General features: G+C 62.8%; 13 protein-coding genes. 8 read left to right on the top strand and 5 right to left on the bottom strand.

Annotated elements, in window-relative coordinates; all coding sequences use genetic code 11:
- Nucleotides 1-311: 311 nt before the first annotated feature.
- Genes GZ093_RS16445 through GZ093_RS16455 form a run of 3 tightly spaced genes read right to left on the bottom strand, consistent with a single transcriptional unit; the run spans nucleotide 312 to nucleotide 4,200 of the window.
- Nucleotides 312-1,676 (bottom strand): 3-deoxy-D-manno-octulosonic acid transferase, encoded by a 1,365-nt coding sequence (locus GZ093_RS16445; protein WP_296487962.1) that lies wholly within the window; start codon nucleotides 1,674-1,676, stop codon nucleotides 312-314.
- Nucleotides 1,677-1,699: 23 nt separating this feature from the next.
- Nucleotides 1,700-2,776: a lipopolysaccharide heptosyltransferase I gene (gene waaC, locus GZ093_RS16450; protein WP_296487932.1), complete on the bottom strand. Its 1,077-nt coding sequence runs from the start codon at nucleotides 2,774-2,776 to the stop codon at nucleotides 1,700-1,702.
- Nucleotides 2,773-4,200 carry a phosphomannomutase/phosphoglucomutase gene (locus GZ093_RS16455; protein ID WP_296487934.1) on the bottom strand — a complete coding sequence of 476 codons (1,428 nt, stop codon included), beginning with the start codon at nucleotides 4,198-4,200 and terminating at the stop codon, nucleotides 2,773-2,775. The genes waaC and GZ093_RS16455 overlap by 4 nt, the downstream gene beginning before the upstream one ends.
- A 121-nt stretch (nucleotides 4,201-4,321) precedes the next feature.
- Here GZ093_RS16455 and GZ093_RS16460 point away from each other — a divergent pair, with 121 nt between their 5' ends.
- The 4 genes from GZ093_RS16460 (at nucleotide 4,322) to GZ093_RS16475 (ending at nucleotide 10,052) form a co-directional block, all read left to right on the top strand.
- Entirely contained in the window at nucleotides 4,322-5,890 is a 1,569-nt protein-coding gene (locus GZ093_RS16460) for a DNA-3-methyladenine glycosylase 2 family protein (RefSeq protein WP_296487937.1), read from the top strand.
- Between the two features lie 45 nt (nucleotides 5,891-5,935).
- Nucleotides 5,936-6,469 (top strand): methylated-DNA--[protein]-cysteine S-methyltransferase, encoded by a 534-nt coding sequence (locus tag GZ093_RS16465; protein WP_296487941.1) that lies wholly within the window; start codon nucleotides 5,936-5,938, stop codon nucleotides 6,467-6,469.
- Nucleotides 6,466-7,362 (top strand): DMT family transporter, encoded by an 897-nt coding sequence (locus tag GZ093_RS16470; RefSeq protein WP_296487944.1) that lies wholly within the window; start codon nucleotides 6,466-6,468, stop codon nucleotides 7,360-7,362. The genes GZ093_RS16465 and GZ093_RS16470 overlap by 4 nt, the downstream gene beginning before the upstream one ends.
- A gap of 215 nt (nucleotides 7,363-7,577) precedes the next feature.
- On the top strand, nucleotides 7,578-10,052 hold the full coding sequence (locus tag GZ093_RS16475) for an MASE3 domain-containing protein (protein WP_296487946.1): 2,475 nt from the start codon (nucleotides 7,578-7,580) through the stop codon (nucleotides 10,050-10,052).
- A 7-nt stretch (nucleotides 10,053-10,059) separates the two neighbouring features.
- On the opposite strand, the gene GZ093_RS16480 is transcribed toward GZ093_RS16475, so the two are convergent.
- Nucleotides 10,060-10,212, bottom strand: a complete 153-nt coding sequence (locus GZ093_RS16480; protein ID WP_296487949.1) for a hypothetical protein — start codon at nucleotides 10,210-10,212, stop codon at nucleotides 10,060-10,062.
- A 254-nt stretch (nucleotides 10,213-10,466) separates the two neighbouring features.
- Here GZ093_RS16480 and GZ093_RS16485 point away from each other — a divergent pair, with 254 nt between their 5' ends.
- From GZ093_RS16485 to GZ093_RS16495, 3 genes are all read left to right on the top strand, one after another.
- Nucleotides 10,467-10,871 carry an Hsp20/alpha crystallin family protein gene (locus tag GZ093_RS16485; RefSeq protein WP_296487951.1) on the top strand — a complete coding sequence of 135 codons (405 nt, stop codon included), beginning with the start codon at nucleotides 10,467-10,469 and terminating at the stop codon, nucleotides 10,869-10,871.
- Nucleotides 10,868-13,261 (top strand): endopeptidase La, encoded by a 2,394-nt coding sequence (lon, locus tag GZ093_RS16490; protein WP_296487952.1) that lies wholly within the window; start codon nucleotides 10,868-10,870, stop codon nucleotides 13,259-13,261. The genes GZ093_RS16485 and lon overlap by 4 nt, the downstream gene beginning before the upstream one ends.
- Nucleotides 13,262-13,329: 68 nt before the next feature.
- Nucleotides 13,330-13,524 carry a hypothetical protein gene (locus GZ093_RS16495; RefSeq protein WP_296487954.1) on the top strand — a complete coding sequence of 65 codons (195 nt, stop codon included), beginning with the start codon at nucleotides 13,330-13,332 and terminating at the stop codon, nucleotides 13,522-13,524.
- A 93-nt stretch (nucleotides 13,525-13,617) separates the two neighbouring features.
- Here the strand turns inward: GZ093_RS16495 and GZ093_RS16500 are convergent, their stop codons facing one another.
- On the bottom strand, nucleotides 13,618-13,857 hold the full coding sequence (locus GZ093_RS16500) for a BON domain-containing protein (RefSeq protein WP_296487957.1): 240 nt from the start codon (nucleotides 13,855-13,857) through the stop codon (nucleotides 13,618-13,620).
- A 245-nt stretch (nucleotides 13,858-14,102) separates the two neighbouring features.
- On the opposite strand from GZ093_RS16500, the gene groL reads away from it, so the two are divergent.
- Nucleotides 14,103-15,551, top strand: a 1,449-nt coding sequence (groL, locus tag GZ093_RS16505) for a chaperonin GroEL (RefSeq protein ID WP_296487959.1), incomplete at its 3' end; no start/stop codon positions are given.

A 15,551-nucleotide genomic window follows, 5' to 3' on the forward strand; every position in this document is an offset into this window, starting at 1 on the left:
CGCAGTCAACCGAACCCGCCGCGCGCGTTGGGGGTCCAACTTCGCGAATGTCCCCCGGCTTGGGGCTTCGCCTTAGCCTCCTCCTTGACTTCGCTACGTCAGACCCCCAACGCACGCCGCTAGGAGCCTGTCGGACTATTGGCATCGAAGCGAAATTCGGCCCCAGCGAGGATAGTTTTTGCCGGATTTGCAGGCCAATAGCCCCGCTATTGGTCAAAAAGACGGTGAAAAATAGACCGCTGCGGTCGGATTGCAGCCGATGCTTCCGATAGTCCGACAGGCTCCTAGTCATTGCCAAGTCAATTCATCGATCAGGTTGGCGGTTGACCATGGGAGTTAACGTGAAGTGACTTTTTTGATATCGGGTGGTCGGCCAACAACTGCACCACGGCCTGCGTCAAGCGTTCACTGGCCCCGCACTGGCTGCGGGCAAAGGCGTCGGCAGCATGCTGTGCGCCCGCCAACGCGATGGCGTCAACCGCCAACTTGGCAGCCGCTTGCACCCCTTGCGTCATGTCGGCCACGCGCTGCGCGGCACCCGCCGCCAGCGCCTGCTCGGCAGCGTCAGCGAAGTTGAACGTGTGCGGGCCCATCACCACCGGGCAGCCACAGGCCGCCGCCTCAATCAGGTTTTGCCCCCCGAGCGGCTCGAAGCTGCCGCCCAACAGCGCCACGTCGGCCAGGCCGTAGTACAGCGCCATCTCTCCCAGCGAGTCACCGAGCCAGACCGTGGGCCGGGTCGATGGCGCGTCAGCCGGTGCAAGGCGCGGCAGCGGCCCATCGGGCCAGCTGCTGCGACGCAACAACGCAAAACCCTGCTGTTCGATCAACGCCGCCACCGACTCGAAGCGCTGCGGGTGGCGTGGCACGATCAACCATTGGACTTCATGAACTACTGAAATAGTAGCGGTATGTGCAGTATTCACGAGGGCTAGAGGCCCAAACGATGCCAAGACTTGGAGCAAGGCCGCTTCTTCGCCCTCGCGTGAACTGGCCAGCATCACCACCGGCCGGGCGAAGCGCTGACGCCACGCCTGGCCCAGCGCCAGCTGCTCCGCGTCGGGCGTGGCGTCAAACTTGAGATTCCCGAAAACGCCTTGCACCGGCGCCCCCAGACTCGCCAGGCGCGCGCAATCGTCTTGCGTCTGTGCCCACACCGCACTCAAGGCGCGGTAGGCCGGCCGCGCCAACCAGGCCAGCTTGAGTGTCTTGCGCCGTGACTGCTCGCTCAGACGCGCGTTGGCCAGCACCAGCGGCACGCCGCGCTGCGCGCAGCCGGCGACCAGATTGGGCCAGATTTCGGTTTCCATCAGAATGCCGATGCGCGGCTGGAAGTGCGCCAGAAAGCGCTGCACCGCGCCCGGTGTGTCCCAGGGCTGCCAGGCCTGCAGGTCGCCCGCAAGCAACAACTGCGTGCCCTCGGCACGGCCGGTGGCGGTGCCGTGCGTGAGCAGCAGGCGCATGCCGGGAATACGCGCGCGCAGACCGGCCACCAGCACGGCGGCGGCGCGGGTTTCGCCCAGTGACACCGCATGCACCCAGATCGTGTTGCCATCAAACGGTGGCGCCACCGACGCGTAATGCCCGAAGTGCTCGTCCATGGCCAGCAGGTAGCCCGGCTCCTGCGCACCGCGACGACGCAGTTTGAGGCGCAGCAAGGGCTGCGTCAGCCACATCAGCAGGCTGTACAACAGGCGCGTCACCTGGCAGCCTCCGGGTCGCCCATGGGTATGGCGCGCGCCACCGGGACCAATGCGGGACCGGCGCCGGCGGAAGCTGCCGCCCTGACGGCCAGCCAGGCAGCCCAGACCGCATCCACCGCGGGCGTTGGCTGGGCAAACACGCTGCACTGGTGCGCCCGGTCCAGTGGCCCGGTGCGCCAGGCGGTGTCAAAGTTGTAGATCTGCACATGGGGCAAATCCAGCGCCACGGCGATGTGGCTCAAACCGCTGTCCACCCCCACCACCCCGGCACACATCGCGAGCGCGTCGCTCAAGGCGTCCAGGGCGAGCCGGGGCCAGACCACGGCATGGGCCAGCCCCTGTGCGATCTGCTGTGCTGTTTTCTGCTCGGCGTCACTGCCTTGCGGCAAGGCCACGGCGTAGCCGCTGGCATTGAGACGCTGACCGAGACTACGCCAGTGATCGAGCGGCCATTGCTTGTCAGCGCGTGAGGTGCCATGCACGAAGGCGACCGTGCCGTTCGGACAGGCGGCATCAACTGCTTCAGTATCTATAGCTGCTTGCGCAATGGGGACGGGGGCTAGAAGCCCAAAAGACATAGAAGTTGGCAGCGCGTAGCCCAGCGCCTGGGCGCACAGCTCGCGCGAGCGCACCACGGCGTGGCAGTGCGGCTCAACCCTCACCGCCACATCGGCCACCCAGCGCGCGGGCGCCTCATAGCTGGAGCCTTCCGTCTGGTTCGCCAGACCGACGCGTTTGCCGCCAGGCGCCAAGCGCGCCAGCCAGGAGATCAGCGCCGACTTACTCAAGCCCTGCAGGTCGATGACAGCGTCATAGCGTTCGCGCTGCAACTCGGCTTTGAATGCGCGCCAGGCCTGGCGGGTCTGCCCCGAGAGAGGCGACTTGCGCCAGCGCCGCAGTTCGCACTCAATCACCCGGTTCAGTCCGTCACAACGCTTGAGCAAGGGCGCAAAGCTGCGCTCCACCACCCAGTCAATCTGCGCTTCGGGCCAGGTGCGCCGGATGTCCTGCACGGCCGGCATGGCGTGCACCACATCGCCAAGCGAAGACAGCTTGACGATCAATACCTTCAATGCGCGGCCTGGTCCAGCACCGCGCCGGGTTTGACCTCGCGGAGCAGCGTCAGCATCGTGCCTTCGATGCGGTGCAGCGCCTCGGGCGTTTGGCCCTCAAAGCGCAGCACCAGCACCGGCGTGGTGTTGGACGCACGAATCAGGCCAAAGCCATCGGGCCAGTCCACGCGCAAGCCGTCGATGGTGGAGACCTTCGCACCGGCCTTGACCGCATTCATCAGCGTGCCGCCGCCGGCACTGGCGCTCATCGCCGCGCTTGCTGCGGCCAGCAGTTGCGCCACCACCGTGTGCTGCTCGCCCTCGGCGCACTTGACGTTCAATTCCGGGGTGGAAAAACTGGTCGGCAAACCGTCCAGCACGGCACTGGCATCAGGCGAGCGGCTCAAGATTTCAAGCAGGCGGCAGCCTGCGTAGGTGCCATCGTCAAAGCCGTACCAGCGTTCCTTGAAGAAGACGTGGCCGCTCATCTCACCGCCCAGCGGCGAGTTGACTTCTTTCATCTTGGCCTTGATCAGCGAGTGGCCGGTCTTGAACATCAAGGGCACACCTCCCGCGGCTTCAATCGCCGGGGCCAGGCGCTGCGAGCATTTCACGTCGAACAGGATCGTGCCGCCCGGCACACGCGTCAGCACATCCCGCGCAAACAGCATCAGTTGCCGATCCGGGAAGATATTGTTGCCCTCTTTGGTCACGATGCCCAGGCGGTCGCCGTCGCCGTCAAAAGCCAGGCCCAGTTCGGCGTCGCTGTTTTTGAGCGCGGCCATGAGGTCGCGCAGGTTCTCCGGCTTGCTGGGGTCGGGGTGGTGATTCGGGAAGTTGCCGTCGACCTCGCTGAACAGCTCGATCACCTCGCAACCAATGGCCCGCAAGATGGCCGGCGCGCTGGCCCCGGCAATGCCGTTGCCGGAGTCAACCACGATCTTCATCGGACGCGCCAGCTTGATGTCGCCCACGATCCGCGCCTGGTAGGCCGCCAGCACATCGACCGAACGCGTCTGGCCACCGCTTTGCAGGACCCAGCTTTCATCCTCCATCATGCGGCGCAGCGCCTGAATTTCTTCGCCGTAAATGGCGCGACCGGCCAGCACCATCTTGAAGCCGTTGTGGTCTTTCGGGTTGTGGCTGCCAGTGACCTGAATGCCGCTGCTGCACAAGGTGTTGGCGGCAAAGTACAGCATCGGCGTCGTCACCCTGCCGATGTCGATCACCTCGACGCCCGCGGCCACCAGGCCGCGCGTCAAAGCCGCGCTCAACTCCGCGCCCGTGAGGCGACCGTCGCGCCCCACCGCCACCACGGTTTCGCCCTCACGCCGCGCCGCCGTGCCAAAGGCCCGGCCCAGCGCTTCGGCCACCGCCTCATCAATGGTGACTGGCACGATGCCCCGTATGTCGTAGGCCTTGAAAATGGAAGTTGATAACTGCATGGCTGGGTCTCCTGAAAATGGATGAGCTCGGTTCGTGCCGTGAATTGTAGGCGGCGGCCACCGCCAGGGACATGTCCGAAAACGGCCGGTTTTGCAGTGATGGGCGCGTATCATCATCGGCATGACAGCCTATCCAGCACCGCCCGACGACGACGCCCGCTACCTCGCACTCAAGGCGAAAGACGCGCGCTTTGACGGCTGTTTCTACACCGGCGTCACATCGACCGGCATCTATTGCCGCCCGGTCTGCCGCGTACGCACCCCCAAGCGTGAAAACTGCCGGTTTTTTGTTCACGCGGCGCAGGCGGAACAGGCCGGCTTTCGGCCCTGTCTGCGTTGCCGCCCGGAAATTGCGCCGCGCACTTCGGCCCTGGGCCAAGTGTTTGACGCCAAGCCGTGGTCCATCCAGGACGCCTCCAGAATTTTGGCCGGACAGGCGGCGCGTCTGCTGGATTTACCCGAAGCCTGGGGTGACAGCGCACCCACCGTGCAGCGGCTGGCCCAGCGTCTGGGCGTGAGCGATCGCCATCTACGCCGCATTTTTGAGGCGCAGTTTGGTGTGTCGCCCCTGCAGTACCTGCAAACACAGCGCTTGCTGAGCGCCAAACAGCTGCTGACCGACACCACACTGGCCGTCTCCCAGGTCGCGCTCTCCAGTGGCTTCACCAGCGTGCGGCGCTTCAATGCCGTGTTTGCCGCGCACTACGCCCTCAACCCGACGCAGTTGCGCCGCAATGGCGCAAAGCACGGGCACGACGCAACAGGCCAGAGCCTTCATATCCGGCTGCATTATCGTCCGCCCTATGACGTGGACGCCATGCTGCAGTTCTTTGGCATACGCCAGGTCACCGGGATTGAACGCGTCACGCTGGAGCCCGGCAGCCAGAGCATCGGCAAAACCGTGGCCGTGCAATGCGGCAAGACACGCTACACCGGCTGGCTGGTGGCACGCTTTGACGCTGCCGGCCACCGCGTGGATCTGCGCTTGAGTGATTCGTTGCGCGAGGTGCTGCCCTGGGCGATGTCACGCGTGCGGGCCTTGCTCGATCTGGACGCGGAGCCCAGCGCCATCAACAGCCTGCTGCGGACCAGCTTCCCGTTGGGCGACGGTTTGCGCGTGCCCGGCACCCTGGACGGCTTTGAGCTGGCCGTGCGCGCCGTCCTGGGCCAGCAGATCACGGTGGCCGCTGCGCGCACGCTGGCGGCACGACTGGTGCAACGGTTTGGTGAACCGATCGAAACCCCCATCGCCGGGCTGAACCGCCTCTTTCCAAGCGCCGGGGCGCTGGCCGCCGCCACCGGCGATGCGCTCGGCGAGTTGGGCATCGTGCGGCAGCGGCAAGCGGCCATTCAGGCCATCGCCAGCGCCGTGGCGGCGCAGCGCCTGACTCTGCACGCCGGCGCAGACGTGCCCGGCACGCTGGCCGCCCTGAAGGCGTTGCCCGGTATTGGCGACTGGACCGCCCAGTACATTGCCATGCGGGCACTGCGCTGGCCCGACGCCTTTCCGGCCGGCGACGTCGCCCTACACAAGGCACTGGGCGTGCAAGACGCCAAAAACCCGGCCAAAGAAGCGCAGGCCGCGTCGCTGGCTTGGCAGCCGTGGCGCAGCTACGCCATGATCCGCGCCTGGGCCACCCTGCCGGCCGCTGCAGCCGGCCGGCAAGTCACTGTAAGTTCTATTAAATAGATAGCTGTATAGCCATATTCCACGGGGGCTACAAGGAGAATTGATATGAAGTTTGCATCATCCACCGTTCAAACCAGCTGTGACAGCCCGCTCGGACGCATCGTTCTGGCCGCCGCGCACGACAGATTGGTGGGCGCGTGGTTTGACGGCCAAAGCCATCAGCCCGACACCGCGCGCTGGCCCTCGGACCGCAATCAACCGGTGCTGCAACAGGCCCAAACCCAGTTGAGTGCGTACTTTGCCGGCGAGCGTCAGGCCTTTGAGCTGGCGCTGGATTTATCGGTTGGCACTGATTTTCAACAATCCGTCTGGCGCGCCCTGCTGCAAATTCCGTTCGGCGCCACCGTGAGCTATGGCGCCCTGAGTGCCCGCATCGGCAAGCCCGCTGCCGTGCGTGCTGTGGCTGGCGCGGTGGCCCGCAATCCCTTGAGTATCATCGTGCCCTGTCACCGCGTGCTCGGGGCAGGTGCATCACTCACCGGCTATGCCGGTGGCTTGCCACGCAAGACGGCGTTGCTGCAACTCGAAGGCGCGAGCTTCAAGCCCGAACAACGCCAACCTCAAGAAACCACACCTTGAATTCCCTGCCCCCCACCAAGCCCTGGCGCACCGAGTTTGTTCTGCTCGCTGCCATCTGGGGTTCGTCCTTTCTGTTCATGCGCCTGGGTGCCCAGGAGTTCGGTGCCATCCCGACGGCAGGCCTGCGGGTCGGGATTGCAGCCCTTTTTTTGGGACCGCTGCTGTTGTGGCGCGGGCTCTGGCCCGAGCTGGCCAGGCATTGGAAGAAAGTCTTTTTCGTCGGCGTGCTCAATTCCGCCATCCCGTTTGCCTGTTTTTCGTTTGCGCTCTTGTCCATCAGCACGGGTTTGTCCGCCATTCTGAACGCCACCGTGCCCTTGTTTGGCGCGGTCATTGCCTGGCTTTGGCTCAAGGACCGTCCGCACGGCCTGCGCATTCTGGGTTTGCTGATCGGCTTTGCCGGCGTCGCGCTGCTGGCCTGGGACAAAGCCAGCTTCAAACCCGGCACCTCGGGCCCGGCCACCGGCTGGGCCGTGCTGGCCGTTTTGACTGCCTGCCTGTGCTATGGCATCTCGGCCAGTTACACCAAACGTCATCTGGGCGGCTTGCCCTCGCTGGTCACCGCCACCGGCAGCCAGTTTGGGGCCACCCTGGGCCTGGCGCTGCCCACCCTGTGGCTGTGGCCGACGCGCGCGCCGGGCACCGCGGCCTGGCTGGCCCTGCTGGCCGTCGGTGTGCTGTGCACCGGCGTCGCCTACATCCTGTACTTCCGGCTGATCGAGAACGTGGGGCCGGCGCGCTCGCTGACGGTCACGTTCGCGATCCCGGTATTCGCGGTGATCTACGGTGTCCTGTTTTTGGGTGAGGTGGTGTCCCTGTGGATGCTGTTGTGCGGCGCCATCATCGTCTGCGGCACCGCGTTGTCGGCGGGCTTGATTCAACTGCGGCGCTAAGAGCACGAGCTGCCATGGCAGCGCGGGCCGGCATGGTTTGAAGCGCGGCCCAACTGGATCTACTGAGTGGCGCTGCGCTCTGCGGCTGCAGGGTGCGACGGTTATCATGGTCGGATCCACAAGGACCACTCTCTCGGCGCTGCATTTGGCTGGCGCAAGGCTTAAAAATGATGACTTCGAGAGACGCAACCACACCCACTTGGCGCCTGCCTCAATTGCTGAGGAACTCAGACTTCTTGGTGGTCGGCGTGCTGCTGGCGACCATTGCCGTACTGGCGGTGGCCCGGTCCACGCACTACCTGTTCTTTCACACGATGGCGGAGATTTTGGCCATTGTGGTGAGCTTCTCGATCTTTGTGTTGACCTGGATCAGCAGCCGCTACCTGGTCAACGGCTACCTCATTGTCCTGGGCGGCTCCTACGCCGCGGTGGGTTTGGTTGATGTCTTGCACACCCTGACTTTCAGAGGCATGAATCTGTTCCCCGGGGTCTCGACCAACTACCCGACCCAGTTTTGGCTGATCGCGCGTTTTCTGGAGGCACTGGCGCTGCTGTGTGCGCCATTCGCCATCACCAAAAAGCCGAATTTCCATGCTGTGAGCGCCGCATTTGCCGGCGTCGCTGTGGTCGCCTGCGTGGCGGTGATGGCGCAATGGTTTCCTGCCACCTTCGTGGATGGCGTCGGCCTGACCGCCTTCAAGGTTTACGGCGAGTACCTCATCATCACCATGCTGGTGGTGGGTTTTATCATGTTGTATCGCTTCAAACATCATTTTCAGCCGAGGATATTTTTTCTGCTGGTCAGCTCACTGTTTCTGGCGGTGGCCACCGAATTTTGCTTTACGCGCTACGGTAGTTTCTATGACTTCACCAACGAACTCGGCCATTACTTCCGGTTTTTGTCGGTCGCCCTGGCATTCATGGCAATTGTTCTGTCCGGCGTGCGCCAGCCGTTTGAGTTGATTTTTCGGGAGATGGCGCGACACAAGCGCGAACTCGGCGAGCTCAACACGCGGTTGGTTGCCAGTGAAGGTCAGCTCAATCGAGCCCAGGCGGTTGCCAAGGTCGGCAGTTGGTACCTGAATATGGGTACCAAGGTGCTGACCTGGTCTGATGAAACCTACCGAATGTTTGGCGTGCCTGTTGGCACCACTCAGACTATTGACGCCTTTGCCAGTTACGTCCATCCCGATGACCTGGCCTCGGTCCTCTCGGGTTGGAATGGGGCGCTGGCAGGTCACCCTTACGACCTTGAACACCGAATCGTCGTCGGCGACCAAGTGCGCTGGGTCAGGGAAGTGGCTGAAGTCACGTTTGGTGTCGACGGCACGGCGCTGGCGGGCCTGGGCACCGTGCAGGACATCACCGAGCGCAAGTTGGCACAAGAGGCTGAACGCGAAAGCGAGGAGCGTTACCGACTGCTGTTTAAAACGTCGATCGACGGCATCCTGCTCACGGCGCCCGATGGAAGAATCTTTTCGGCCAACCAAGCCGCCTGCGACATGCTTGGGTGCACAGAAGAAGAGCTACGGCAGTTGGGGTGCCATGGTGTCGTTGACAACGCCGATCCGGGGCTGGCGAGCTTTCTGGAAGAGCGCAGCCGCACCGGCCGGTCGGTGGGCGAACGCGTGTTCATGCGCAAAGACGGCACGAAATTCCCCTGCGACGTATCGTCCACGCTATACAACGACAAGAACGGCAAGCTCAAGACCAGTGTGATCTTCCGCGACATCACGGAGCGACGTCGCATTGAAGCCGCCTTGCGCGATAGTGACACCCGCATGTCGGCAGTCTTTCAGGCCAGCCCGATTGGCATTGTCATCAGTCGGATCGACAGTGGCCGCATACTTGATGTCAATGATGCTTGCCTGCGTCTGTATAACTACACGCGTGACGAAGCATTGGGGCGAACCGTCGCCGAGTTGAGCACTTATGCCCATCCGGAACAACGTGCCAAGGTGCTGCTCCTGCTGCGCGAACACGGTCGCGTGGACGGTTTCCTGATCGACTTTCGCACCCAAGGCGGCAAGGTCGGCATGCTGGAGATGTCTGGGCGTCTCATCGAGCTGCAGGGCGAACCTTGCTTGCTGGCGATGCTGACGGATGTGACCGAGCGCAAGCGCGCCGAGGCATTGATTCACGCACAGGCTTTTCATGATGCCTTGACCCAGCTCCCCAATCGCCGACTTTTAGGCAATCGCCTCCAGCAAGCCATGATCACGGCCAAACGCAGTGGCTGCTATGGCGCGCTGATGTTTCTGGATCTGGATAACTTCAAGCCGCTCAACGACGCACACGGCCATGAAGTCGGTGACCTGCTGCTGATCGAGGCAGCGGCAAGACTCAAACGCTGTGTGCGCGAGGTCGACACCGTGGCGCGGGTCGGCGGCGATGAATTTGTGGTGATGCTCGGGGCGCTCGATTCAGACCAGGCGAAATCGACGGTGCAAGCCGCGGCAGTGGCTGAAAAGATCCGCCATGCTTTGTCCAGCTCTTATCATTTGACGCTGCAGCGCGCGGGGCAAGCCGATAACGCCGTGCTGCACCATTGCTCGGCCAGCATTGGCGTGACGCTTTTTGTCAACGATGCAGTCAGCCGTGACGACATGTTGAACCGTGCTGATGTCGCCATGTACCAGGCCAAAAGGGCCGGGCGAAATTCCATCCGCTTTTATGACTCAAATGTTTGAGTAACAACTACACCAGCCACCAAAGCACCAGCGCCGAAATGACCACGGGCAGCGACAGCACCAGAAACATCAGGGCGGTCTCAAAAAAAGCCACCAGGTCGCTGAGCCAGAGCTTGAGCAACTCGATCAGATCGACGGTCCAGATACTTTGCTTTTTCATCCTGCGACCATAACCCGGCGCGCCCTGCCTGTAAATGCGGGTTAGTGCTGGATTCCGGTCCTTTTATTGCGCTTTAGCCGACCCGATCCTGCTTGGCGCCGGTTGGCAGCGCCCCAAGGTGCTGATCGTCCGAACGCTTGCGTTTTCTCAAGCAGCCCGCCGGGCGTCGCTCTTAACCTTGAATACCGTCTGATCCATCAGGCGCCAGGGCAAATACAGGAGAGCGGAACATGAACATGGGACGGGACTGAGGAATGCGACATCGTGATCCCAGGGCTTGGATGCTGGCCGAAGCGGTCGAACTGCTGTACACCGCCGATCAACTGCAACGCCAGTTTTTCCAGATTGGCCACGTCGACAACGCGCCCTGCTGGGAGCCGCCGGTCGATATGTATGAGAACGGGCACGAACTGGGCCTGCTGATTGCGATGCCGGGCGTGGCACCGGATCGGTTCGAAGTCAGCCTGGAGCCGCAGGCGATTGTGGTGCGCGGCGAGCGCACGTTTGGTGCGAGCCTTGGCAAGGGCGCCATTCTCCGGCTGGAAATTCCTTATGGTCGCTTCGAGCGCCGCATTGGCTTGCCCGACGCAGGCTATCGCATTGCTGACATGCAGTTCGAAAACGGCTGCCTGCGGCTCCACCTAGAGCAACGCATATGAGTCAAGTCATCCACTTGCCCGACAAGGGCGACAGCCAGGTTGAAGCCGAGCCGGAGCCCACGCTGCCGAGCGACGCCTTGATCATCGTGCCGGTGCGCAACATGGTGTTGTTTCCTGGCATGGTGGTGCCCATCTCCATCGGGCGTGCCAGCTCGATCGCGGCCGCCCAGTACGCGGTCAAGACCGAGCAGGCGGTCGGTATCCTGATGCAGAAAAATCCGGAGGTTGAAACCCCCGGGCCCGATGATCTTTCACCTGTTGGCACCATCGCCGCCATCCTGCGCTACGTCACCACCCCGGACGGCACCCATCACATCGTGTGCCAGGGCCAGCAGCGCTTCCGCGTGACGGGTTACGTGGCGGGCTTTGCCTTCACGGTGGCGCGGATCGAGCGCATTGCCGAGGCCGCCGTGCCGGACGACCCCGAAATCGAGGCGCGCTTCATGCGGCTCAAGGAGCGCGCCGTCGAGGTGCTGCAATTGCTGCCGCAAGTGCCGGCCGAGATGGTCCATGCGGTGCAGGGCATCGATACGCCGGCGACGCTGGCCGACCTGGTGGCGGGCTACGTGGACATCAAGCCGGCCGAGAAGCAGGAGATTCTGGAGGAGATTGATCTGCGCCGACGCCTGGACCGGGTGCTGGACATGCTGGTGCACCGCATCGATGTCTTGAACCTCTCGCGTGACATTGACAAGCGCACCAAGGCCAGTCTCGGGCAGCGTGAGCGTGAGTTCTTGCTGCGTGAGCAATTGAGGTCGATTCAAAAGGAACTCGGCGAAGACGCCAGCGGCAATGCCGCTGAAATCAGCGAACTGCGCAATTCGATCGACGAGGCCCACATGCCCGAGGAAGTCGCCAAGCAGGCGACCAAGGAGCTCAAACGGCTGGAGCGCATGGCAGACGGCTCGGCCGAATACTCGATGGTGCGCACCTACCTTGACTGGCTGATTGAACTGCCCTGGAAGGCGCCAGAGCCCGACACGATTGACGTCGCGCAGGCGCGCCGGGTGTTGGACGCCGATCACTTTGATCTGGAAAAGGTGAAAAAGCGCATTCTCGAATTTCTGGCGGTGCGCAAGCTCAAGCCCGGCGGCCACGGCCCGATCCTGTGCCTGGTGGGCCCGCCCGGCGTTGGCAAAACCTCGCTCGGGCAATCCATCGCTCGCGCGCTGGGGCGGAAATTTGTGCGTGTGTCGCTCGGTGGCGTGCACGACGAGGCCGAGATTCGCGGCCACCGGCGCACCTACGTCGGCGCCCTGCCCGGCAACATCATCCAGGCACTGAAGAAAGCCGGCACCCGTGGCTGCGTCATGATGCTCGATGAAATTGACAAGCTCGGCAGCGGCATTCAGGGCGACCCGTCAGCGGCGCTGCTTGAGGTGCTCGACCCGGAGCAGAACAACAGCTTTCGCGACAACTACTTGGCCGTGCCCTATGACTTGTCACAGGTGCTGTTCATCACCACCGCCAACGTGCTCGACACCGTTCCCGGTCCGCTGCGCGACCGCATGGAAGTCTTGCACTTGGCGGGCTACACGCAGGAAGAAAAGCGCGAGATCTCGCGGCGTTATCTGGTGGCACGCCAACTCGACGACAGTGGCCTCAAGCCCGAACAATTTGAGATCACCGATGAGGCGATCGCCGCCATCATTCGGGACTACACGCGCGAGGCCGGTGTCCGCAACCTGGAGCGCCAAATTGGCGCGGTGTGTCGGCGCGTGGCCGTGCGCATCGCCGAAGGGGAAATTGAAGGCGCCCGAATCGACGTGCCGGATTTACTTGAGGTGCTGGGTCCGCCCAAGTTTGAAAACGAAGTCGCGCTGCGCGCGGGCCTGCCCGGGGTGGCCACCGGGCTGGCCTGGACGCCTGTGGGCGGTGACATTCTCTTCATCGAAGCCAGCCGCATGGCGGGCACCGGTCGTCTTATCCTGACCGGCCAGTTGGGCGACGTGATGAAAGAATCCGCGCAAGCCGCGCTGACGCTGGTGAAATCAAGGGGCGCCACTTTCGGGCTTGACCCCGCCTTGCTGGAAAAGACCGATGTGCATATCCATGTGCCGGCCGGCGCCATCCCCAAGGACGGCCCCAGTGCGGGGGTGGCCATGTTCATTGCGCTGGCCTCCCTGTTCATGAACCGTCCGGTGCGCAGCGATGTGGCCATGACCGGCGAGATCAGCCTGCGCGGCTTGGTGTTGCCGGTCGGCGGCATCAAGGAAAAAATGCTCGCGGCCCTGGCCGCTGGCATCAAAACAATCATGTTGCCCGCGCGCAATAAAAAGGACCTTGAAGAGGTGCCGCTGCCGGCCCGGCAACAGCTCGAATTCGTTTATCTCGACGACATTGACGAAGCGGTGCGCGCCGCGATTGAGGCGGCGCCTGACGCCACTTGACAACGCGCAAGTTGCGCAAGACGCGATCTCACTACAGTTAATCCAAGTCACACATGAGGAGAGGGTCAATGGAAAACTCATCATCAGGCACCAACGTTGAAAACGCTTTTCAGGAAATCAGTTCCGCGTTGTTTGAGTTACGCGACGCCCTTGTCGAGTTGTCGCTGTCGATGCGGGATTTGCAGTTTGAAACCGATGTGGAGAAGCGCCACGCCACCGAATTGTCGGTTCAGCAATTGCTGCAAAGGATGGCTTCAGACTGAGTGACAGCGGCCCGAAAGCGAGACTGCCCGCGCCAATTCGGGCCGGTCCTTGTTGTCAATTGATAACGGTCAAACGACCGATTTCCCTCTTGCTCAGTGGTAATGTTTTTTGCCAGCCAACTGGCCCGGTTTGAGGCTGATGGCCAGACTGCGTATGCCGGGCACACGCCGAGCCGTTCGCTCCACCTGAAACCGGGTCTGGGGCGTGTCGACGTGGCCGCTCAAGGTCACGACGCCACTGTCAACATCGACTTCAATATCAGATGCGTTGACGGCAGGAATCGCGTCCAGCAGTTCCATCACTTCAGCTTTCAGTTCGGCATCGGTTCTCATCATTGGCTCCAGCGGTAGATATCTTTGTTGGTCAGCCCCACGCTCTGTCGTGTTGCGCGATTGAATGTAGATAAAGCGGCTCGCGGCCAATTTGAGATTTCTCAAACCAGGCGCCAAACCAGGCCTTGAAGCCGACCGCGCCTCTTAGCCCCGGGCCAGGCGTTGGCTGTGCTTGCGAATTGTCAAGCGTAGCCTTGGCCCTCGCTCCTAGGATGGCATCAGCGCTTTGTGAACAGGTGCATACCGTGAAACCCAAACAACTTCTTTTCCATGACGACGCCCGCGACAAGATTCGCCGCGGCGTTGACACGCTGGCAGAAGCGGTCAAAGTCACCCTTGGGCCGCGCGGACGCACCGTGATTCTGGAGCGCGACTTTGGCACGCCGCAGATCGTCAACTCCGGCGTGCTGGTGGCCAAGTCGATCGAACTGGAGGATCGCTTTGAGAACATGGGGGCGCAGCTGCTGCGCGAGGTGGCAGCACGTACCAGCGAAATGGCGGGCGACGGCACCACCACCGCCACCGTGCTGGCGCACAACATGATCCACGAGGGCTTGCGCTATCTGGCCGGCGGCATGAATCCGATGGACCTCAAATGCGGCATCGAGATCGCCATCGACACGGTAGTGGCAGAGCTCAAACAGATGGCCAAGCCGTGTGCCAGCTCGCAGGAGATTGCCCATGTGGCGTCGATCTCGGCCAACAACGATCGCTCCATTGGCGACCTGCTGGCCAGCGCGATCGACAAGGTCGGGCGTGAAGGGGCGATTTCGATCGAGGACGGTTCCGGCCTGGTCAGCGTGCTCGACGTGGTGGAAGGCATGCAGTTTGACCGTGGCTTTCTGTCGCCCTATTTCATCAACAATGCCGAACGCCAGAGTGCGGTGCTCGAAGACGTGGCGATTCTGTTGTGTGAGGGCCGCCTGGGCTCGCTGAAAGACTTGCTGCCCTTGCTCGAAGAAATCGTCAAGGAGGGCCGGCCCCTGCTGGTCATTGCCGAGGAGGTCGACAACGATTCGCTCGCGGCGCTGGTGATCAACACGATACGCGGCACCCTGAAAACCTGCGCGGTCAAGGCGCCGGGCTTTGGCGACCGGCGCAAGGCGATGGTGCAGGACATTGCGGTGCTCACCGGTGGCAGCGTCGTGAGCGACGAAATCGGGCTGACGCTGAGCAAGGTCAAATTATCAGATCTAGGGCGCGCCACCCGCGCTGAAGTCAGCAAGGAAACCACCACGCTGATTGGTGGCGCCGGCCAGCCCCAGGCGATCAAGGATCGTATCGCCACCATTCGCAAAGAGCGCGAATTGGCGAGCAGCGACTATGACCGCGAAAAGCTCGACGAGCGCGCAGCAAAATTGGCCGGTGGTGTGGCCTTGATCAAGGTCGGCGCCGCCACTGAAACCGAGTTGAAGGAGCGCAAGATTCGGGTTGAAGACGCCTTGCACGCCACCCGCGCGGCGGTTGAAGAAGGCATCGTGCCGGGCGGTGGCGTGGCGCTGCTTCGTGCCCGGCGCGCCTTGCTCACGATGACTGGCAGCACGCTCGATGAGACATCGGGCATACGCCTGGTGGCCCGCGCCCTGGAAGAGCCCTTGCGCTGCATCGTCAGCAATGCCGGTGATGAACCGTCGGTGATCCTGAACCGGGTGGATGAATCGCCGGACCCCGTTTTTGGCTACAACGCCGCGAGC

It is taken from the genome of Rhodoferax sp. (assembly GCF_010365055.1).
Taxonomy (GTDB): domain Bacteria; phylum Pseudomonadota; class Gammaproteobacteria; order Burkholderiales; family Burkholderiaceae_C; genus Rhodoferax.